We start from the raw sequence: 20,327 nt of genomic DNA on the forward strand, positions 1-20,327 counted from the left end.
GCGGTGAGTGGGCGACAGCGGCTAGTGCGCGGTCGCCTTCTCGGCGCCGACGCCGGTGAGCGCCCGCACCTCCATCTCCGCGTACTTCTCCTTGTCGTTCTCCTTCGACAGCACGGTGCCGACGTAACCGAGGATGAACGCCACCGGGATCGACACGATGCCCGGGTTGGACAGCGGGAACAGGTCGAAGTCGGCGTTCGGGAACATCGAGGTCGGCTTCCCGGACACGGCCGGCGACAGGACGATCAGCGTGATCGTCACGGCGAGGCCGCCGTAGATGCTCCACAGCGCGCCCGCGGTGTTGAAGCGCTTCCAGAACAGCGAGTAGAGGATGGTCGGCAGGTTCGCCGACGCCGCCACCGCGAACGCGAGCGCCACCAGGAACGCGATGTTCTGGCCGTTGGCCGCGATGCCGCCGAGGATCGACACGATGCCGATGACGATGGCGGTGCGCCGCGCCACCCTCACCTCGGCGATCTCGTCGTCCTTGTCCTTGACCGCGCCGTCGTGGCCGTTCTTGCGGATGATGTTGGCGTAGATGTCGTGCGCGAACGACGCCGACGCGGTGATCGTCAGGCCGGCCACCACGGCGAGGATCGTGGCGAACGCGACCGCGGCGATCAGGCCGAGCAGCAGCGGGCCGCCCAGTGCCTCGGCGAGCAGCGGGGCCGCCGAGTTCGCCTTGCCGGGTGCCGCGTTGATCTTGTCGGGGCCGACGAGCGCCGCCGCGCCGTAGCCCAGGACCAGCGTGAACAGGTAGAACAGGCCGATCAGCCAGATCGCCCAGACGACCGAGCGGCGGGCTTCCTTGGCGGTCGGCACGGTGTAGAAGCGCATCAGGATGTGCGGCAGGCCGGCCGTGCCGAGGACCAGGGCGAGGGCCAGCGACAGGAAGTCCAGCTTGGACGTGCCGGTCGCGCCGTACTGGAGACCCGGGCCGAGGAGCTTCTCGCCGGCCTTCGGGGCGTTGTCGACGGCCGCGCCGAGCAGCGACGACAGGTTCAGGCCGAACTTGCCGAGCACCCAGATCGTCATCACGCCGGCGCCGATGATCAGCAGCACCGCCTTGATGATCTGCACCCAGGTGGTGCCCTTCATGCCGCCGATCAGCACGTAGGCGATCATCAGCGCGCCGACGACGGCGATCACGAGGGCCTGGCCGAGCTTGCCGGTGATGCCGAGCAGCAGGGCGACGAGGCCGCCCGCGCCCGCCATCTGGGCCAGCAGGTAGAAGAACGACACGGCCATGGTGGACGTCGCCGCGGCGGCGCGGACCGGGCGCTGCCGCATCCGGAACGCCAGCACGTCGCCCATCGTGTACTTGCCGGTGTTGCGGAGCAGCTCCGCGACCAGCAGCAGCGCGACGAGCCACGCGACCAGGAAGCCGATGGAGTACAGGAAGCCGTCGTAGCCGTTCACCGCGATGGCGCCCGCGATGCCGAGGAACGACGCGGCGGACAGGTAGTCGCCCGCGATGGCGACGCCGTTCTGCGGGCCGGTGAACGCGCGGCCGGCGGCGAGGTAGTCGGCGGCGGTCTTCGTGTTCCGGCTCGCGCGGATGACGACCACGAGGGTCGCCGCGACGAAGATGCCGAAGATGCCGATGTTGAGCCAGGGGTTGCCGTTCACGCCCGACCCCCTTCGATCTCGGAGCGGAGCTTCTCCGCCTTGGGGTCGAGGTGCTTGTTCGCGTGCCGGACGTACAGCGTGGTGATGGCGAACGTCGACACGAACTGGAGGAGGCCGAGGATCAGGCCCACGTTGATGTTGCCGAAGACCTTCGTCGACATGAAGCCGTGGGCGTAGTCGGCGAGCAGGACGTACAGCAGGTACCAGGCCAGGAACAGGCCGGCCATCGGGAACACGAAATTGCGCAGGCGACGGCGCAGTTCCCGGAAGTCCGCGCTCTCCTGCACTTCCACCCAGTTGTGAGCGCCCTGGGTGTCGGGGGTGTGCTGCTCAGAGGTGCTCACGGTCCCCTCCTCGCGTGTTTGACGACGGTGTGAACGGCACGTAATGCCTCCTGGTGCGTTCCTGATACGCCGTGCACCGTAGGGAGACCTGGCTCACGTCTGAAAGACCCCGGACGTGGCCTTGCGCTCAACAGTCGAGTGATGCGATGAGCGGTATGAATGCTGAGACGAACCGCCACTGGGGTGATCGACATCACCGCTAACCGGATCGGATGTCTTATCTACACCCGTTCGAGACCTTCACGCACTCCCTGCTACCACGCCTGCGGCCGAAGGAGTGCGCCGCTGGTCAGGCCCGCGCGGCCGTGGTGCCACCGCCCGCGGAGAGGTCCGGACCACGCCGCGACGAGCCCCCCGCGGGGTGCTCCGGATCACGTCAGGACGACGGCCCGTCCCGGCGCGCGCCCTCCTGGAGCGCCTTCTCCTCCGCCGAGCCGAACCGCTGCACGTCGCGGTCGCGGATGAAGCCCAGCGGGTCCGGCGCGTGGAAGCGCAGCAGGATCTGGTTGACGTCCTCGGGCCTGCGCCGCGACGTCAACCCGCTGATCACGACCATGGTCAGGAACGCCACCGGCACCGTCACCAGGGCCGGCTGCGAGAACACCGACGGCGCCCAGTCCCCCGTGTACGAGCTGACCACCGTGACGACCTGCGAGCCGAGCACCAGGCCGCCGCCGACGACCATGCCCGCCATCGCGCCCACCCACGTCAACCCGCGCCACCAGATGCCCAGCACCAGCAGCGGGCAGAACGTGGACGCGGCCAGCGCGAACGACATCGCCACGGTCAGCGAGGCGTCCGAGCGCGGCAGCGCCAGCGCCAGCAGGATCGCCACCGCGCCGGTCAGCACCGTGGCCCAGCGGAAGTCACGCACCTTGCCCGGCAGGATGTCCGTCGACACCACCCCGGCGACCGAGACGACCAGGCCGGACGAGGTGGACAGGAACGCGGCGAACGCGCCCGCCGCCACGACCGCGCCCAGCACCTGGCCGAGCAGGTTGGGCTGCACGGTGGTCGGCAGCAGCAGCACCGCGGCGTCCGTCGTGCCGGTCACCAGGAGCTGCGGCAGGTACTGGCGCGAGATCACCCCCAGCACCGTGGGGAACAGGTAGAACAGGCCGAGCAGGTAGATCACGTGCAGCGCGGTCCGGCGGGCGGCCCGGCCGTCGGGGTTGGTGTAGAAGCGGACCAGCACGTGCGGCAGGCCCATGGTGCCGAGGAACGTCGCGAAGATCAGCGAGTAGGTCTCGAACAGCTCGGCCGCGCCGCCGGTCTGCGGGCGCAGCCAGTCGGCGTTGTCCGCCGGCGCGCCCTCCACGACCGGCACCGGCGTGCCCGCGGTGAACCGCAGCTCGGTGTCCGCGCCCACGGTGTGCGCGCCGGCCGTCCAGTAGACCTCGCCGTCCGCCCGCGCCCCGTTGACCAGGCCGGTCGCGGACAGCTCCAGCGGCACGCCCACCCGCACCCGCACCGGCTCGGTGGTCGTCACGGACACGTCCTCGTGGAACCGCAGCACGCCGTCCGAGTCGACCGCCTGCGCGCCGTTGCCCGGTCCCGCCGCGAACAGCGTGAACAGCACGAACGTCGGCGCGGCGATGGCGAACAGCTTGCCCCAGTACTGGAACGCCTGCACGAGCGTGATCGCCCGCATCCCGCCGCCCAGCACGTTCACCACCACGATCGCGATGACCACCGCGCCGCCGAGCCACGCGGGCAGGCCGGTGATCGTGTTCAGCGTCAGCCCGGCCGACTGGAGCTGCGGCACCAGGTACAGCACGCCGATGCAGATCACGAAGAACGTGCAGAACCGGCGCAGGTTCGACGACCCGAGGCGGGCCTCGGCGAAGTCGGGCAGCGTGTACGCGCCGGACCGCCGCAGCGGCGCCGCCACGAACAGCATCATCGCCAGGTAGCCCGCGGTGAAGCCGATCGGGTACCACAGCGCGTCGACGCCGTCCTTGAGCACCAGCCCGGCGACGCCGAGGAACGACGCGGCCGACAGGTACTCGCCGGAGATGGCGGCGGCGTTGCGGGTCGCCGGGATCGCGCGCCGCGCCACCAGGAAGTCCGGCGTGGTGTTCGCCCGCCGCGAGCCCACGTAGCCCAGCAGGAACGTCAGCGCGGCGACCAGGGCGACGAGCCCCAGGCTCCACAGGTTCTGGATCACCGGTCCACCGAGTTCACGAAGTCCTGCTCGTGCCGCTCGGCGAGCCTGCGGTAGGCGTAGCCGACGCCGTAGCACAGCGGGAACGGCAGCAGGCCCAGCAGCACCCACGGCAGCCGCACGCCCAGCAGGTGCACGTCCGAGAGCTGGGGCAGCGCGAAGAACACCCCCGGCAGCGCGGCGAGGAACAGCAGCGTCGTGCCGCCGAGCGCCAGGCCGGTGCGCAGCTGCTGGCGGATGAGGTCGCGGATCAGCTTCTCGCCGACGCTGGTCTGCTCCTCCAGCTCGATGATGGTGCGCAGCACGCGACCGCGCCCCTTCGGGTCGGCCAGCACCACCCGCCGGCGACGCGGTTTCCGCCCCGGGGCCGGCGAACCCGGAACCGGCGAACCGGGAGTTGACGAGCCGGGAGCCGACGAACCGGACGCGGACGAACCGGGCGTGGTCGAACCGTGAGCCGGCGGGCCGGGTGCGGACGAACCGGACGCGGACCGGCCGTACGCGGGTGGGACGGGGACCGCCGCGCCCGGCACCGGCGACCAGGTGTCGCGCCCGGCGGGCGGCGGCTGGTCCGGTTGCCCGGGCGGGCCGGGGTGCTCGGTCATCCCCAACTGCTCTTGGGCGGTCGGACGAGCCGCTCCTTCAGCTCGCGCGTGTGCCGCCGGCTCACCGGCAGCTCCTTCGCGTCGTCGCCGGAGCCGATCACCACCGCGTACCCGTTCGACGTCATGCGCAGCTCGGTCACCAGCGGCAGCGCCACCAGGTAGGACCGGTGGATGCGCACGAACCCGGCGTTCTCCCAGCGGTCCTCCAGCTGGGCCAGGGGGATGCGCACGAGGTGGCTCGCGCCGTCGTTGGTGTGCAGGCGGGCGTAGTCGCCCTGCGCCTCCACGTACCGGACGGTGGCCCGGGGCACGAGCTTGATCGTGCCGCCCAGCTCGACCGGGATCACCTCGTCGTCCTGCGGTTCGGCCGCCGCGGTCGGCTCGGGCAGGGCCGTCGGGGTCGACGCGACCCGCTCGACGACCCGCGAGATGGCCTTGTTGACCCGGTCCTCGTTGATCGGCTTCGTCACGAAGTCCAGCGCGCCCACCTCGAAGGCCACCACGGCCTCCGAGTGCTCGACGCCCGTCACGAACACCAGCGCCGGCGGCGCGCGGAACGCGCCCAGCACGCGCGCGAGGTCCGTGCCGCTCAGCCCCGGCATGTTGATGTCCGCGAACACCGCGTCGACCGGCGGCAGGCCGGCCTTCTGGCGGTCCATCACCTCGGCGTCGTAGTCGCCCCGGAGGATGCGCAGCGCCTCGGCGGCGTCGAAGGCCGTGAGCACGCGCCTGATGTGCGGGCTGCTCTCCAGCAGGTACTTGATCTCGCTCAGGCCGGGGGCCTCGTCGTCCACCGCCAGGACGAGGAGACCGGCGCCGTCGGTGTTCTTCGGGGTGTTGGGGTTCTTGGGTGTACTCACTGTGCCGCGCATCTTGCCCATCGAGCGGGGTCGCTGTCTACGCCGGTTGCCGGACCTGTTACCGGCCCCGGCGTCACAAGCCGAATCGCGACCAGCGCGACCGCTCCTCCAGGGCGGCGAGGCCCTCCAGCAGGAAGTCCCCCGATCGGGTGGTGGCGCCGGCCAGCCCGAAGCGGGCGAGGAAGGGGCGGCGGGGCTCGGCGACGGCGATCTCGGCGTCCGGGTAGCGCTTGGCGACGACGCTGCGCAGCGTGCCGATCCCGTCGACCAGGCCGAGTTCGAGGGCCTTCGCGCCGGTCCACACCTCGCCGTTGAACAGCTCGTCGTCGGTGCCCTTGAGCTTGGTCCCGCGGCGCTCGCGGACCCACGCCGCGAACTGCTCGTGCAGCTCGGCCTGGAGGCCCTTGAGCCACTCGACGTCCTCGGGCTTCTCCGGGGAGAACGGGTCGAGGCGCACCTTGTTGTCGCCCGCCGCGTGCACGCGGCGCTCCACGCCGTACTTCCCGATCAGGCCGTCGAGGCCGAACCCGGAGCTGACCACGCCGATCGACCCCACCAGGGACGTGCCGTGGGCGTAGATCTCGTCGCCCGCGCAGGCCAGCCAGTAGCCGCCGGAGGCCGCGACGTCCTCGCAGAACGCCAGGACGGGCACCCGCTTCTTCGCCGCCAGCTCGCGGACGCGCTCGGCGACCAGCGCGGACTGCGTGGGCGCGCCGCCGGGCGAGTTGACCAGCAGCGCGACGGCCACCAGCCGGTCGTGGTCGAACGCGCGGGTCAGCGCGGTCTCGACGGTCTGGGCGCTGATGGTGTTGCGCGCCATCGGGGTGGGCGTGGGGGTGATGACGCCGTGCAGGCGGACGGCGGCCACCACGGGGCCGCGCTCGGTCCGCTCACCGACGATCCTGGGCAACCGGGCGATCTTGTCCGTCACGCTCATGCCCACGACCTTACGTGCAGCGGCGCGGTCGAGTGGCAGAGCTAACATCGGGCGGTGACGTTCAACCCGATCCGGTGGCTCGAACGCTACGTCGAGTGGTGGGACGACCGGGGCAAGAAGAACCCGGACGGGCCGACGACGATGCACGTCTACTGGATGTGGATCACGTGGTCGGTGTGCGCGGTGATGGTGGTCGCCGCGCTGGCGGTGGCCGCCGCCTGACGGTCGGGGCCCGGTCGCCGGGCCCGGCCCGGGTGGTCAGGCCCTGATCGCGGGCTGCTCGGTGGTGTCCTCCAGCCTCGGCGGCACCAGCGGCAGGTTCGTGCGCACGCCCCGGCTGTACTTGGGGATCTTCAGGATGATCTTCATGCCGGCGTCCGGCGCGGTCTCCACGACGAGGGCGTAGTCGTCGCCGAACACCGCCCGCATCCGGTGGTTGATGTTGCCCAGGCCGACGTGCGCGCCGGTCTGGTGGGCGTCCTTGAGGTCCTCGAACAACCGGTCCGGGTCCATGCCGACGCCGTCGTCCTCGACCGAGATCAACGCCTCCGCGCCGTTGTCCTCGGCGATGATCGTGAGCAGCCCGCCGCCGGGCTTCTTGGCCAGGCCGTGCCGGACCGCGTTCTCCACCAGGGGTTGCAGCACCAGGAACGGCAGCACGACCTGGAGCACCTCGGGCGCGATCTTGAGCCGCACGTTGAGGCGCGCGCCGTACCGGGCCTGCTCGATGGTCAGGTAGCGGTGGATGTTGGTCAGCTCGTCGGACAGCGTGGTGAAGAAGCCGTCGGTGCGGAACGAGTAGCGGGTGAACTCGGCGAACTCCTGGAGCAGCTCGCGGGCGTGCGCCGGGTCGGTGCGGATCAGCGACGAGATCGTGTTGAGCGCGTTGTAGACGAAGTGCGGCGAGATCTGCGCCCGCAGCGCCCGCACCTCGGCCTGCGCCAGCGCCTGCCGGGACTTCTGGAGCACCTCCAGCTCAAGCTGGGTGGAGACGAACCGCGCGGTCTCCTCGGCCATCCGGATCTGGCGCTTGTTCGCGACCCCGCTGACCACGATCAGCGTGCCCGCGACCTCGTTCTCCACCACCAGGGGCACGATCACCGCGCTGTGCAGCAGGCACGGGCCGGGCAGCTCGCAGTCGAGCTTCTTGTGCTCGACGTGCTCCTTGTGGCCCTCGCCGATGGCGCGCTCGATGAACGTGCGCAGGAACTCGTAGTGGTCGTTCGCCTCGCCGTCCCAGGACAGCAGCGTGCCCTCGTGGTCGGTGATGCCGACGGCGACGCAGCGCAGCATCTCCCGCAGGTGCGGGGTGGCCTTGTTGGCGGCGTCCTCGGTCAGGCCCTCGCGCAGGTCGGCGGACGCCTTGGACATGCGGTGCAGCATGTCCATCACGGCGTCCTCGACCGACGTGCTCACCCTGCGGGCACGGCACAGCATCACGAAGAGGCCGAGGACGGCCAGGGTCGCGATGACGCCGAGGACCGCGCGCTCGGTCAGGAGGTCACGCACGGCGTCCATGCTGTGCCGTGGGGGCCGCGTAGGCAAGGGGATCGGCGGCCGGACACGTGCACATCCGATGAATTGGCGGCGGCCGTGACCGGTTGCCTACCCGATCGAGTGACAGAACAGCGAGGCGGTGACGGAGAGTGGGCGCGATCCGACCACCGAACCGCGCCCCGGCGGCCTCAGTTGGCCGGCGCGTCGGACGTCGTGCTGGTGGTCGTCTCCTCGACGTCGCACCCGAGGAACGCGAGCAGCTCCTCCATGTCCGGTTCGTCGTACAGGCCGGCCTCCTCCAGGATCTCGCACAGCGTGACCCGCTCCTGGGCGTCGAAGGTGCCGCTCCCGGTACTCGCGGCCGGGGGCGTGTCCGAGGACGCGGCGGCCACGCCGGCGATGGTCGCCAGGCTCAGGGCGGCACCGGTGACGGCGGCGGCGATGCGGATGTCCATGACTCCTCCAAGTGGTCGAGCTGTCACCAGGGGGAGTTGCCGGGCAGGGCGTGCACAAGCACGGGTCCACCCGGACGTGTGACCTACTTCAGCAGGCGTGACATCCGGCGGTCGGCCAGCGGCCTGCCGCCCGTCTGGCACGTCGGGCAGTACTGGAACGCCTTGTCGGCGAACGACACCTCGCGCACCGCGTCACCGCACACGGGGCACGGCAGGCCGGTCCGCGCGTGCACCCTCAGCCCCGACCGCTTCTCGCCCTTCAGGGTGGCCGAGCCCTGCCCCACCGACCGCTCCACGGCGTCGGTCAGGACGCCGACCAGCGCCTCGTGCAGCCGGTCCAGCGCCTCGGCGGGCAGCTTCCCGGCCGTCGCGTAGGGCGACAGGCGCGCGGTGTGCATGATCTCGTCGGAGTAGGCGTTGCCCACCCCGGCCAGGACGGTCTGGTCGGTCAGCGCGGTCTTGAGGCGCTCGGTGCGGCCGGCGAACAGGTCCTCCAGCTGCGTGCGGGTCACCGACAGCGCGTCCGGCCCGAGCCGCGCGACGCCCGGCACCTCGCGCGGGTCGGCCACGACCCACGCCGCCAGGCCCTTCCTGGTGCCCGCCTCGGTCAGGTCGAACCCGGGCCCCTCCCCCGGCGGGCCGAGGTGCACGCGCAGCGCCAGCGGGCCCCGGCCGGGCTTGGGCGGGACCGCGGACAGGTGCTCCGACCAGCGCAGCCACCCGGCGCGCGCCAGGTGCACCACGAGGTGCAGGCCGCCGCAGTCCAGGTCGAGGTGCTTGCCGAACCGGCCGGCGCCCGTCACCTCCCGGCCCTGGAGCTCCGTCCAGGGCGGCGCGACCGTCTTGAGCACCTGCAACGACGAGACGTCCACCCGGTGCACGGTGCGGCCGACCGCGTGCTCGCGCAGGTGGTGGGCGAGGGCCTCGACCTCGGGGAGTTCCGGCACGCGTCCAGTGTCACCCGCCGACGGCGTTCAGTCGACCGGGTGACACCGGCGGGCCGGTCCGGTGGGTTCAGTCGACCGGCTGGAGCGGGCCGTCCAGGTCGGGCAGCGAGTACATCTCGATCTTGCGGGCCACCTTGGCGACCTCGTCGCGCACGACCAGGATGCCGCGCACCGTGCCGACCCACCGCTCCGGCGGCAGCTCGTCGGTCTTCTTCGACTCCGCCGCCACCACCCACGGCCGGCGCAGCGCCCAGCGGACCGGGAAGAACAGGAACAGCAGCACCAGCGCCACGATCAGCCAGGCGGGCACGACTACGTCGGCGGGCGTCCAGGCCACCAGCACGACGGCCATCACGACCACGATGGTCAGCATCAGCACGCCGGGGCCGTGGCCGCCGCTCACGTCGTGCTCGAAGTCGGCGTCGGCCGCCGGGTTGCGCCATTGGACCTGGCTGCGCACAGTCCACATCCGGCCGTCAGCGCCGCGCACCAGCCGCGTCATCACCGTCTCCTCAGACGTCGAGCGATCACTCAGCGTGTCCCACGCTACCGGCAAAGTCTTGCACCTCGTGGGTGAAAACCCGCAGTTACGCGGGTGTGAGAGCGGTCGGTGTCGGGTAGAGGGTCACCGTGGTGGGCGTGGTGACCGGTTCCGCCCTCGTCGGCCCGGGTCCGGGTTCGGCGGACGCGGTGGTGGTCGTGGCCAGCAGCGCCGTGTCGGACGGCGGCACCGGGGACGTGGTCGTCGGGGGCTTCGCGGTGGTGGGTTCCACCGCGGTGGAGCCCGCGCTGGTGGGTCCGGCGCTGGTGGGTCCCGTGGTCGTGCCGGCCGGGGTGGCCGACCCGCCGGGGCCGGGGACGGCCCCGGACGTGCTCGGGGCGGTGTCGGTCAGCAGGCGGGCCCCGGGCCGGTCGGACGCCGGGGTGCCGCCGGCCGGTTGACCGGGCACCGCGTCGGCGGTCGTCGTCGCGGACGCCGCCGGGGGCGCGGTGACCGTGCGGGCCTGGGTCCTGGTGTGCGCGACCCACGCCGCGGCGGCGGGCGAGGTCTCGCTGGTCGCCGTGCCGGTCGCGGTCGGTCCGGTCGTCGTGCACAGCGCCAGCACGTGCCCGCCGGGCGCGCCGTCCGGGCCGGGCTGCACGAGGGCGGGGCCGGGCGCGCCGGTGAACGCGCCCGCCAGCACCCCGAACAGGCCGACCGCCGCGGCCGACGCCGCCGCCGCGAGCACCAGCTTGACCCGGCCGGTGAGCAGCGCGGCCTTGCCCGCCGCGGCCGGCGCGAGCAGCGGTGCCGAGACGAAGGGGGTGGAGATCAGCGGTGCCGAGACGAGGGGGGTCGAGACGAGGGGTGCCGAGACGAGGGGGGTCGCCGCCAGCGGGCCGGTGACCAGCGAGGTCGTGGCCAGGGCGGTCACCGCCGCCGGTACCGCCATGAGGGCCGCGTGCGCCCGCAGCGACGAGCAGACCTCGGTCAGCTCGGCGTGCAGCGCGTTGCACGAGGAGCACGTCCGGAGGTGCTTGCGGATGCGCTTGTGCTCGGCGCCCTGCACGCCGCCCGCCACGTACGTGCCGAGCTTGGCCACCACCGAGCTGCACGCGCGCGGGCCGGTGTCCTCGGCCAGGTGCGCCTGGAGGTAGGCCGCGCGCAGGCCCTCCCGGGCGCGGCGGGCCAGGGCGGCCATCGCGTTGGGGCTCAGGCCGTAGCTCGGCGCGACCGCGGACGGCCGGGCGCCCTCCACCTCGACCTGCCACAGCACGGTGCGCCACCGCTCCGGCAGGCTCGTGAAGGCGCGCGAGATCAGCGTGTGCTCGGGGCGGTTCGCCGTGGCGTCGGGGAACGGCTCGACGCGCCTGCTCAGCTCCTCGTCCTCCACCGGCACGTCCCGCCGCCGCCCGCTCCACTCCCACGCCACCCGGCGCGCGACGGTCAGCAGGTAGGTGCGCACGTGGTCGGTGGGGCCGTTGCCCCGGCGGATCGCCTGGAGCACCCGGAAGAACGCCTCGGCGGTCAGGTCGTCGGCCTCGGCGTGCTCGCGCACGTGCCGCAGGGCGAACCGGCGAACGGCGTCGGCGTGGTGGGTGAACAGCTCGCCGAACGCGGCGTCGTCGCCCGCCCTGACCCTGGCGAGCAGTTCCCGGTCGAAATCGGCATCTCCGGCCATCCCGCCCGGCACCTCCCGCCCGCCCTGTGGTCCGCTCGTCAAGATGCCACAAACGGGTGGTCCGCGCTCCGAAGTGATAGCGACCCGATACCGAAGACCAGCCGGACGGTGTGGGCCGTTCGGGTCAGTCGCTGCACCCGCACCCCGCAACGCTCCCGGTGACGGACCGGTCACGGGTGGGCGTCAGGTGGTGGTCGGTGGCGTTCCGGGGGGTCGCGCGGCGAGTACGCTCCTGCCGCGTGGTCGACTGGCGCACAAGGGCTTCCGCCCTCCTCCCCGAGCTGAGCGCCGTCGTCGAGCGCGAGTCCTGGTCGTGCCACGTGTTCCTCTCGGAGCTGTGGCAACTGGCCCTGGAGGCGCACCGGGACGGCGACCGCGAGGCGCTCCGCCGGGTCTACGAATTCGCCCACTGGTGCTTCCGGCAGCCGGAGCGGTTCCTGTCGGACGCGTCGGTGGTCAGCTTCTACGAGCACGTGTTCGACGAGTGGGAACTGCGCGACGAGGTCGCGCCGTGGCTGCCGGCGGAGGTCGTCGACCGGGTGCGCCCGCTGTGGGAGTGGCGGTGGTCGAAGGAGCGGTTGTCCGAGGTGGACCGCCTGTTGACCCGGGTGCCACCCCCCGGTGCGAACGCCGTTTGAGGCATGGTCTATAGTTCTTCGTGTCAGGCGGATGTAGCGCAGTTGGTAGCGCATCACCTTGCCAAGGTGAGGGTCGCGAGTTCGAGTCTCGTCATCCGCTCTCGTGAAAGGCCCCCGGTGTCCGCACCGGGGGCCTTTCACGTTGTCGACCACTGGTGCGGGCGCGGCCCCCGGTGGACCGTTAGGTTTGGCGGCGAAGGGTTTCCTCGTCGAAGACGGAGTTGCAGACATGGCCACCACCCGCAAGGCGACCACGCACTGGGAAGGCAACCTGCTGGAGGGCAAGGGCAACGTCGCCCTGGAGTCCTCGGGCGTCGGTTCGTTCGACGTGAGCTGGCCCTCCCGCGCGGAGGCGGCGAACGGCAAGACCAGCCCGGAGGAGCTGATCGCGGCCGCGCACTCGTCCTGCTACTCGATGGCGCTGTCGCACGGCCTCGCGCAGGCGGGCACCCCGCCGCAGACCGTGGACACCTCGGCCGAGGTGACGTTCAAGCCCGGCACCGGCATCACCGGCATCCACCTGACCGTCACCGCGGTCGTGCCCGGCCTGGACGCCGACGCGTTCGCCGAGGCCGCCGAGAACGCCAAGAAGAACTGCCCGGTCAGCCAGGCGCTGGCGGGCACCGAGATCACGCTGACCGCCACCCTCGCGTGACCGCGTGACCACTGGTACCGGCCCGATACCCGAAGTTCCGGGCCGGTACCAGTACTTCGGCCCGATTTGACCCGGTTGAGGGATGCCCGGTAGTGGTGGTGGATGCTCACCGCGTCGGGTGGACCCGTACGGCTCGCCCTGGGGGCCCTCGTCGGTGCGGCCGTCGCGGCCCTCGTCGGCTTCTCCACGCTGACCGCGACCGGGGACGGCCCCGCGCCGCCCGCGCCGTCGGACGTCGGGCACATCGTGGTCGTGAAGGGCAGCGAGCCGCCCAGCCGCGCCGAGTCGCCGACGGGCGGGGTGCCGACGTCGAGCAGCACCACGACGACGACCTCCACGACCACCGCTGTGACCACCACCACGACCGTGTCGCGGACCACCACGACGACCACGTCGCAGGCGATCACCACGACCACGCCCACCACCACGACGACCAGGCAGACCACGACCACCACGCGCCGGCCGACCACGACCACGTCGACCACCACGACCACGACGCGCAGGCCGTGCGGCTGGTGGTGCTGACTCACCCGTCCTGGACTACCGACCGTGTTTTGGCAAGATCGAGGGGTGACGTCAAGCCAGGTGCCCACACAGCCCCAGCGAAGCAACGACACCCCCACGGTCCGCATCAAGCCCGTCGCCGTGCTCTCCGAGCCCGCGTGGCCCACGTCCGAACCGATGACCGCGACCAACGTGAAGCCGGTCGCGGCGCAGGTCAGCACCCCTCCGCCGGTCGCCACACCCGCTCCCGCCCCGGTGTCCTCGCCGGTGTCCGCCCCGATGTCCGCACCGGTGTCCACCAAGCCCGCCCACCCGGGCGTCGGGCGTCCGTTCATCCCGGCGCTGATCGAGCCCACCCCGCCCGACGGGCGGCAGGGCCAGCGCGCCAAGCCGCCGTTCGCGATCCTGCTCGGCGAGCCGCCCGCCCCCCAGTTCGACGGCGCGCCGGTCAACGGCGCCAAGCCCAACGGCGCTCAGCTCGGCGGGGCCCAGCTCAACGGCGCTCAGCCCAACGGCGCTCAGCTCGGCGGCGCTCAGCTCGGCGGCGCTCAGCTCGGCGGCGCTCAGCTCGGCGGCGCTCAGCTCGGCGGCGCTCAGCTCGGCGGCGCTCAGCTCGGCGGCGCTCAGCTCGGCGGGGCCACGGTGCCCGCGACACTGCCGGTGAGCGGCACGCTCCCCGTCACCGCGCCCGCCCCCGCGCCGATCCCCGCGCCCGCGCCGATCTCCGTGCCGACCGCCGCCCCCGTCGCCGCACCCGCGCCCACTCCCGCGCCGGTTCCCGCGCCCGCCCCGGCCCCCCTCCCGCCGGTGGACCCGCAGGCCACGACCGTCCTCCCGGCGATCTCGGACCTGCCGCCGGCCCCCGCCCCGGCCGCCCCCGTCACCCCGGCCCCCGCCGCGCCCGCTTCCGCGCCGGCTTCCGCGCCCACGCCCGCCTCCGCCCAGGCACCCGCTTCCGCCGCGGCGAGGGCGTTGTCGTCGGCGACGCCGCAGACGCCCAAGTCGAAGCTGCGCAAGATCGCGCGCAAGATCGTGGGCCCGACGCTGCTCACGAAGAGGTAGCCCTCAGGCCGTCTGGGTCCGGGCGTACAGCCCGCCCCTCCGCACCAGCTCGTCGTGCGAGCCGACCTCCGCGATCCGCCCGTCGTCCACCACCACGATCCGGTCGGCGTTGCGGATCGTGGACAGCCGGTGCGCCACGACGAACACCGTGCGCCCGCGCACCAGCCGGGCCAGCGCCTGCTGCACGAGCGCCTCGGACCGGTTGTCCAGCGCCGAGGTCGCCTCGTCCAGCACCAGCACGCGCGGGTCGCGGACGAGGGCGCGGGCGATGGCCAGGCGCTGCTTCTGGCCGCCCGACAGCCGTGCGCCGCGGTCGCCGACCACGGTGTCCAGCCCGGCCGGCAGGCGGTCGATGAACTCCAGCGCGTTGGCGTCGTCCAGGGCCCGCCGCACGACGTCCTCGGTGACGCCCTCCAGGCCGTAGGTGACGTTGTCCCGGATCGTGCCCTCGAACAGGATCGACTCCTGCGGCACCACGGACACGAACCGGCGGTAGCTGCGCAGGTCGAGGGTCTCCATGTCGACGCCGTCGAGCAGGATGCGGCCCTCGGTGGGCCGCAGGAAGCCGATGACCAGGTTCAGCGCCGTCGACTTGCCCGCGCCGGACGCGCCGACCAGCGCGACGGTCTCCCCCGGCCGCACGTCGAGGCTGAAGTCGCTGATCGAGTTCCGCCCCGACCCCGGGTAGGCGTAGCCGACGTCCTCGAACCGCACGCCGCCGCGCACGACGTCGACCCGCGCCTTGCCCGCGTTGTGCTCCAGGTCCGGGGCCTGGAGCACCTCGCCGAGCGACCGCACCGACTCCAGCCCCTTGCTGATCAGCGGGGTGAGGCTCATCAACGTGGTCACCGCGCCGGTGAGCGAGGCGAAGTAGGCGCTGAGCATGACGACGTCACCGGGCGTGACGGCCAGCAGGCCGTGGTAGGCGGCCAGGGCCGAGCCGACGAGGCAGCCGACGCCCAGCGCGTTCAGCGTGATCCAGGCGAGGGCGCCGAAGCGGACGTTGAGGCCGTCGAGCCGCATGCCCGCGTGGAACACCTGGCGCAGCGTGCCGTCCATCCGGTCGAGGGCGGTGCGCTCCAGGCCGTGCGCGCGGGTGATCGGGATGAGCGTGGTCATCTCGCCGACCCGCGACGACAGCCGCTCCACCTCCTGGCGGAACGACTCGTTGTGCGCGCGCAGCCGGCCGCGCAGCCACATGACCAGCACGGACGCGACGGGCACCACGACCAGGAAGACCGGCAGGAACGCGGGCGCGCCCAGCCCGATCACGACGAGCGCGCCGGTGAGCGTGGCCAGCGCGGACAGGCTCTGGTCGCCGACCTGCTGGGTGGCCGTCTCGATGCTCTCGACGTCGCGGATGACCTTGGTCTGGAGCACCCCCGCGCTGACCCGCGCGTGGTAGCCGATGGACAGCTGCTGCATCCGGCGGCTGAGCGCCGAGCGCACCCGCAGCCCCGTCCGGCGGGCGCTGCCGTACCACCAGCGCGTGTAGAGGACGGCGAACGGGTAGTTCAGCACCAGCATCACCAGCAGCAGGCCGGCGCCGACCCAGACGCCGAGCAGCGGCTCGCGCTCGACCACGACGTCGACGACGTGCGCGGTGATGACGGGCGTCAGCCAGGTGGGGCTGTGCTTGACGAAGAACGCGCCCGCGCCGAGCGCGAGCCGCCCCCGGTCCTCGCGGAACAGGTAGAGCAGGGTGCGGACGGGGTGCTCGCCCCGGTAGCGGTGGTCGAGGGGGCCGTGGGGCATGGCGGGGCAGCTCCTGGGGGGCCGTGGGGTGCGCTTCGGCGGCCCACACCGCGCCGTGCGGGGAAGCGCCGACGCGATCCTAGGACCCGTTTCGCCTGGCCGGACGGTGTTTTTCGCCCCGCTCCGCCATACCCCTCGGTAGGCCGCGGGTCAGTACCCGAACACCAGCCGGTAGGCGATCTCCGGGTCGAACGTCCCCGCCGGCGTGTTCGGGGCCGTGCCGCAGTTGCCGTCCGAGTCGCCGGGGACCTTCACCCACAGCAGCATCTCCGCGCCCCCGCCGGTCCGCGCGGTGGCGCCGAGCTGCCGCTGGCCGGGGTTGCACCACTCGCCGTTGTGCCCCTTGCCGTTGCGGGAGGTGTCGACCACGAAGGTCTTGGTGTAGCCGGGCAGCGAGCCGTTGACGGCGTTGCCGTAGGTCGTGGACTCGGCGGTCGTGTAGTAGTTGGAGACGTTGACGGAGAACCCGCGGACGTTCCGCACGCCGGCCGCGTCGAGCCGCTGCGCCATGGTGTTCGCCGGGACCCACCTGGCGTTGCCCGCGTCCAGGTAGGCCCACGTGTTCGGGGCGCGGTCGCGGAACTGCTCGGTGGCGAACCGGATCATCGCGTTGCGCTCGGTGACGCGCTCGGGCGTCATGCAGTTGAAGTCGGCCAGCGAGTCGGGCTCGATGACCACGACGGCGGGTCGGTTCCCGATGGCCGAGGCGAAGGCCGCGATCCAGCTCCGGTAAGCGGCGGGAGACCCCGCCCCGCCGCCCGAGTGCCCGCCGCACGCGTCCCGGCCGGGGATGTTGTAGGCGACCAGCACGGGCAGCTTGTCGGCGGAGTCGGCCGCGCCGACGAACGACCCGACCGCCTGGCCGATGTCGCCGCTCCAGCTGCCGAACCACCGGGCCATGGGCTTGGTGGCGATGTTGTCCCGGATGGCGGCCATGCGGCCGTCACCGCCGTTCCCCCGCACCCAGACGGCCGGGTTGGAGTTCGGGTCGACGTAGAAACCGCTGGTCAAGCTGATGGGACTGGCGGCTTGGGCGGGCACGGCGAAGCTCGTCAACGCCGCGAGCGTGGACAGGATCACGGTGAACAAGCGCATGGGGCATTGAAGCAACCTCGGCAACCCTTAGTCATCAACCGTGTTCACTGAGTGAGACTCGGGCTTGCGAGGCGGGCCGATGAACAGCTCCAGGAGGCGTTCGGGCGCGACCTCCCCGCTGTCGTCCGCCCCCTCCGGGATCGACCGGGCCAACTCGTCCCACCACGCCTTCCGGTCTCCGCCATCGGCGAACCGGGCAGCCACGAGCCGGAACACCGCCCGCGCTTCCGGCCTCACCGAGGCGTAGAGCGCCGGATCGTGAAATTCGGCGAAAGCTTCGAACAAATTCGACTGATAGTAGGCGAGAGCCAAAGATACCCTAGGATCGTCACCCCCCTTATCGAATTTTCCCAAAAAATCTCGAGTTACAAGAAAACGGAGGTTATTTTTGACGAATCCAAATGCCATCGTAATGACATCATCCAGGGCTGCCATGGCTCCAAGTGGGCTGTCGATCACCAAAATGCCACCCACGAATGCCGCGAACCGCATCAACCGAGCTTTTTGTAAATCCCCCTCCAGTGCCGCCATCTCATGCTCGAACCTCGGCCGCATCGACAGGTAATCCTTCGGATCACAAGACAAATCCTTCGACCTGGCGAAGTCGACCATGGCGGTCAGACCGTCCACGTCCAACCCTGAACGCCACAGCGCGAGGGTCGACCGCCAACCCTCCGGATCGCCTGCGACGTCGACTTCCGCGCCCAGTGCGACCAGGTTGGCCGAGTAGAGGGCCAAGCGGCGGATGTGGTCGACCGGTGTCGGGCTGTACAGCTCGTACCTCTGCGAGGTAGGCCGTCTCCGGTACGAGGCGTACAACTCGGTCAACAGTCGTCGCACGGGCTCCTGCTCATCGCGGAAGCCGGAAAGGATCTCCCCCACGAACCCCAGAGTGGATTTGCGTACCGCCAACACCTGGTGGGACAGAACGGCGCGGAGGAGGTCGTCATCAGGTTCGCGTGCACCGAACTTTCCCCCATAGGCCGCGTCGGCGGCGACACGGAGGGCACGCACCACGAACCGGGCGACGAGGTACTCGACGAACGTGGCGTGCAGGAATTCGTAGGCCCGCTCGGCGGTGTCGTCCCCCAGCAGGTTCGCCTCCGCCGTGTGCACGAAGAAGAACTCGCCCAGCAACCGCTTTCCCTGCCCCGATGCCCCGCGCGATACGACTTCCAGGGCTTCCAGGTCCGCTTGGAGGTCCGCCTCGCGCAGGTGCTGCACGCCCCGGTTGACCATGGCCAGCGCAGCGACCGACAACCGGTGGACCTGCTCCTCCACCTCCGCCTCCACGTCACCCGGCGGCACGGAGCGCTTCGAGACCTCGCGACGGGCGAAGTTGTCGAAGATCCGCTCGTACAGCACCGACTTCGACGTGCCCTCCTCCAGGACCGGCGTGGTCGGGTCGGCCGCGTAGATCGCCAGCATCAGCAGCAGCAGCGGTTGGCCGGCCAGGTCGGGCTGCCGCAGCGCCTCCTCCCTGGTCAGTGCCCGCACGCGGCCGTCGCCGACCGCCGCCGCGTTGGTCCGTCGCCAGACGTCGAGCCAGGTCCCGATCTGCGCCTCGTCGAACTCCTCCAGCTTCACCACCGTCACGCCGTCCGGGATGGTCACGCGGTCGGCCACGACGGTCCGCGACGTCACGACGAACGCCACCGGCCGGTCCTGCAGCGCCTCGACCCGCTGGAACTCGGCCACCTCCCGCAGGTAGGCGCTCCGGTCGTGCTGCGCGGCCTGGAGCAGTTCGTCCAGGCCGTCGAGGATCACGACCCGCAGCGCGTTCGCGCTCTGGTCGGTCAGCTCGTGCCACCGGACCCGGCGGTGCGTCGCGTTGTCGAGCGCCTGCTGGACCTGGTCGAGGATCGGCGCCTCGGCCTCGACCGACCGCAGCGGCACGCGGACGACGGTGTGGTCGGCGGCCGGCAACCGGGCCGCCAGGACCTTGGTGAGCAGCGATTTCCCCGCTCCCGGGTGGCCGAGCAGGAGCAGCGGCACGCGGGTCGCGTCCGGGGAGAGGAGGTAGGACGTGATCATCACGTCGAAGTCGTCCGCCACCGGCAGCTCGTCCCACCAGTTCTCGTCGGCGGGGCGGCACCCCGGCACGTGGGGCGCGATCCGGTACCTCGGGTTCACGAAGACCTCGCCGACCGGCGGGAACGTGATGTCCGTCCCGTAGCGCTCGGCGTCGGTCGGCACGACCGGCAGGTCCAGCACACCGACGTTGGCGCGCCGCAGGGCAGTCGGTTGGTCCGGACCGACGTCCTGCCGCGCGACCAGGCCGAGCAGCGCTTCGACCCGCCGCAACGCGTCGGTCGGCGCGGTCAGCAGGGCGCGGGTGGCGGCGTGCTCGCCCAGCGAGCTCCAGATCGCGAACTCCGGCACCTCCGCCGCCAGGGTCACGTACATCGACTCGTACCGACCGCAGGCCGACGCCGGGAGCCCGTCCAGGTCCCCGCCCGGCCAGGCGGCAAGCCCTCTCAGGAAGGCGACCGTGCGGGCGTCCAGAATGCCGAACCAGGCGCGCAACGACTCCAGGTTCTCGTGGAACCCCCGGGTCGGCGACGGGATCGGGACCTCGTTCGACAGCACCCACCCGACCGCGTCCCCGCCGGCCAGGACGCGCCGCTCGCGCTGGGTGATCGCCAACTCCTTCACCAGCGGACGGCCCACGGCCTCCTCGAACACCTCGAAGTACGCGGCCACGACGATGGTCGTGTGGGCGGCGGCCACGAGTTCGCGGCGTTCCAGACCGGACACGCCGGCCAATCGCCCCGACAGGGACGAGACCAGGGACCGGAGCAGCCCCATCGCCTCGTTCTTCTGGTCGACCCACCCCCACAGCGGCGCGACGACCGCCAACCCGGCGGGCCCCAGCGCGGCCGCACCCGCCCCGAGCACGGCCCCGCCCAACGCCTTGTCGAGCAACCCGACCCACTCGGGGTCGTACTTGCCGAGGACGCGCAGCGCACCCTCGAACGTCAGCGACGGCTCCTTGCGCAACGCGGACTCCCCCGGTGC

Annotated in this window: 19 protein-coding genes and 1 tRNA gene; 6 read left to right on the forward strand and 14 right to left on the reverse strand. The window is 71.9% G+C overall.

From position 1 onward, the window contains the following. Positions 1 to 21: 21 nt before the first annotated feature. The 6 genes from ACR807_RS02860 to ACR807_RS02885 all read right to left on the reverse strand — a co-directional run bounded on the left by ACR807_RS02860 (position 22) and on the right by ACR807_RS02885 (position 6,539). Positions 22 to 1,629 (reverse strand): monocarboxylic acid transporter, encoded by a 1,608-nt coding sequence (locus ACR807_RS02860; protein ID WP_438919593.1) that lies wholly within the window; start codon positions 1,627 to 1,629, stop codon positions 22 to 24. Next, on the reverse strand, positions 1,626 to 1,973 hold the full coding sequence (locus ACR807_RS02865; protein ID WP_438919594.1) for a DUF485 domain-containing protein: 348 nt from the start codon (positions 1,971 to 1,973) through the stop codon (positions 1,626 to 1,628). The genes ACR807_RS02860 and ACR807_RS02865 overlap by 4 nt, the downstream gene beginning before the upstream one ends. Positions 1,974 to 2,349: 376 nt before the next feature. Next, a complete protein-coding gene (locus ACR807_RS02870; protein ID WP_438919595.1) occupies positions 2,350 to 4,140 on the reverse strand; it encodes a sodium/solute symporter in 1,791 nt (596 codons plus the stop codon). Further along, the gene (locus ACR807_RS02875; protein ID WP_438919596.1) at positions 4,137 to 4,442 is read right to left on the reverse strand and encodes a hypothetical protein; all 306 of its coding nucleotides are present in this window, start codon (positions 4,440 to 4,442) and stop codon (positions 4,137 to 4,139) included. The genes ACR807_RS02870 and ACR807_RS02875 overlap by 4 nt, the downstream gene beginning before the upstream one ends. A gap of 296 nt (positions 4,443 to 4,738) precedes the next feature. Beyond that, positions 4,739 to 5,614, reverse strand: a complete 876-nt coding sequence (locus tag ACR807_RS02880) for a LytR/AlgR family response regulator transcription factor (RefSeq protein WP_438919597.1) — start codon at positions 5,612 to 5,614, stop codon at positions 4,739 to 4,741. Between the two features lie 61 nt (positions 5,615 to 5,675). Further along, entirely contained in the window at positions 5,676 to 6,539 is an 864-nt protein-coding gene (locus ACR807_RS02885; RefSeq protein ID WP_438919598.1) for a S49 family peptidase, read from the reverse strand. A gap of 54 nt (positions 6,540 to 6,593) precedes the next feature. Here ACR807_RS02885 and ACR807_RS02890 point away from each other — a divergent pair, with 54 nt between their 5' ends. Continuing rightward, the gene (locus tag ACR807_RS02890; protein ID WP_438919599.1) at positions 6,594 to 6,761 is read left to right on the forward strand and encodes a hypothetical protein; all 168 of its coding nucleotides are present in this window, start codon (positions 6,594 to 6,596) and stop codon (positions 6,759 to 6,761) included. 36 nt (positions 6,762 to 6,797) lie between these two features. Here the strand turns inward: ACR807_RS02890 and ACR807_RS02895 are convergent, their stop codons facing one another. The 5 genes from ACR807_RS02895 to ACR807_RS02915 all read right to left on the reverse strand — a co-directional run bounded on the left by ACR807_RS02895 (position 6,798) and on the right by ACR807_RS02915 (position 11,600). Beyond that, positions 6,798 to 8,057: a sensor histidine kinase gene (locus ACR807_RS02895; protein ID WP_438919600.1), complete on the reverse strand. Its 1,260-nt coding sequence runs from the start codon at positions 8,055 to 8,057 to the stop codon at positions 6,798 to 6,800. Positions 8,058 to 8,224: 167 nt separating this feature from the next. Further along, a complete protein-coding gene (locus tag ACR807_RS02900; RefSeq protein ID WP_438919601.1) occupies positions 8,225 to 8,491 on the reverse strand; it encodes a hypothetical protein in 267 nt (88 codons plus the stop codon). An 83-nt stretch (positions 8,492 to 8,574) separates the two neighbouring features. Further along, positions 8,575 to 9,438, reverse strand: coding sequence for an Fpg/Nei family DNA glycosylase (locus tag ACR807_RS02905; RefSeq protein ID WP_438919602.1), 864 nt, complete (start codon positions 9,436 to 9,438; stop codon positions 8,575 to 8,577). Positions 9,439 to 9,505: 67 nt separating this feature from the next. Next, the gene (locus ACR807_RS02910; RefSeq protein ID WP_438919603.1) at positions 9,506 to 9,940 is read right to left on the reverse strand and encodes a DUF983 domain-containing protein; all 435 of its coding nucleotides are present in this window, start codon (positions 9,938 to 9,940) and stop codon (positions 9,506 to 9,508) included. Between the two features lie 85 nt (positions 9,941 to 10,025). Further along, the gene (locus ACR807_RS02915; protein ID WP_438919604.1) at positions 10,026 to 11,600 is read right to left on the reverse strand and encodes a sigma-70 family RNA polymerase sigma factor; all 1,575 of its coding nucleotides are present in this window, start codon (positions 11,598 to 11,600) and stop codon (positions 10,026 to 10,028) included. A 239-nt stretch (positions 11,601 to 11,839) separates the two neighbouring features. On the opposite strand from ACR807_RS02915, the gene ACR807_RS02920 reads away from it, so the two are divergent. The 5 genes from ACR807_RS02920 to ACR807_RS02940 all read left to right on the forward strand — a co-directional run bounded on the left by ACR807_RS02920 (position 11,840) and on the right by ACR807_RS02940 (position 14,459). Further along, complete coding sequence (locus ACR807_RS02920) at positions 11,840 to 12,238, forward strand: DUF7674 family protein (RefSeq protein ID WP_438919605.1); 399 nt, start codon at positions 11,840 to 11,842, stop codon at positions 12,236 to 12,238. A gap of 27 nt (positions 12,239 to 12,265) precedes the next feature. Further along, positions 12,266 to 12,338 (forward strand) — tRNA-Gly (locus ACR807_RS02925). A gap of 129 nt (positions 12,339 to 12,467) precedes the next feature. Continuing rightward, entirely contained in the window at positions 12,468 to 12,893 is a 426-nt protein-coding gene (locus ACR807_RS02930) for an OsmC family peroxiredoxin (RefSeq protein WP_438919606.1), read from the forward strand. Between the two features lie 102 nt (positions 12,894 to 12,995). Beyond that, positions 12,996 to 13,418 (forward strand): hypothetical protein, encoded by a 423-nt coding sequence (locus tag ACR807_RS02935; RefSeq protein WP_438919607.1) that lies wholly within the window; start codon positions 12,996 to 12,998, stop codon positions 13,416 to 13,418. Between the two features lie 60 nt (positions 13,419 to 13,478). Next, the gene (locus ACR807_RS02940; RefSeq protein ID WP_438919608.1) at positions 13,479 to 14,459 is read left to right on the forward strand and encodes a pentapeptide repeat-containing protein; all 981 of its coding nucleotides are present in this window, start codon (positions 13,479 to 13,481) and stop codon (positions 14,457 to 14,459) included. A 3-nt stretch (positions 14,460 to 14,462) separates the two neighbouring features. Here the strand turns inward: ACR807_RS02940 and ACR807_RS02945 are convergent, their stop codons facing one another. The 3 genes from ACR807_RS02945 to ACR807_RS02955 all read right to left on the reverse strand — a co-directional run bounded on the left by ACR807_RS02945 (position 14,463) and on the right by ACR807_RS02955 (position 20,309). Beyond that, positions 14,463 to 16,214: an ABC transporter ATP-binding protein gene (locus ACR807_RS02945; protein ID WP_438919609.1), complete on the reverse strand. Its 1,752-nt coding sequence runs from the start codon at positions 16,212 to 16,214 to the stop codon at positions 14,463 to 14,465. A gap of 150 nt (positions 16,215 to 16,364) precedes the next feature. Further along, entirely contained in the window at positions 16,365 to 17,309 is a 945-nt protein-coding gene (locus ACR807_RS02950) for a glycoside hydrolase family 6 protein (protein ID WP_438919610.1), read from the reverse strand. Between the two features lie 27 nt (positions 17,310 to 17,336). Next, a complete protein-coding gene (locus ACR807_RS02955) occupies positions 17,337 to 20,309 on the reverse strand; it encodes an NACHT domain-containing protein (RefSeq protein WP_438919611.1) in 2,973 nt (990 codons plus the stop codon). Positions 20,310 to 20,327: the final 18 nt, after the last annotated feature.

The organism is Saccharothrix sabaoui (assembly GCF_051756985.1).
Classification (GTDB): domain Bacteria; phylum Actinomycetota; class Actinomycetes; order Mycobacteriales; family Pseudonocardiaceae; genus Actinosynnema.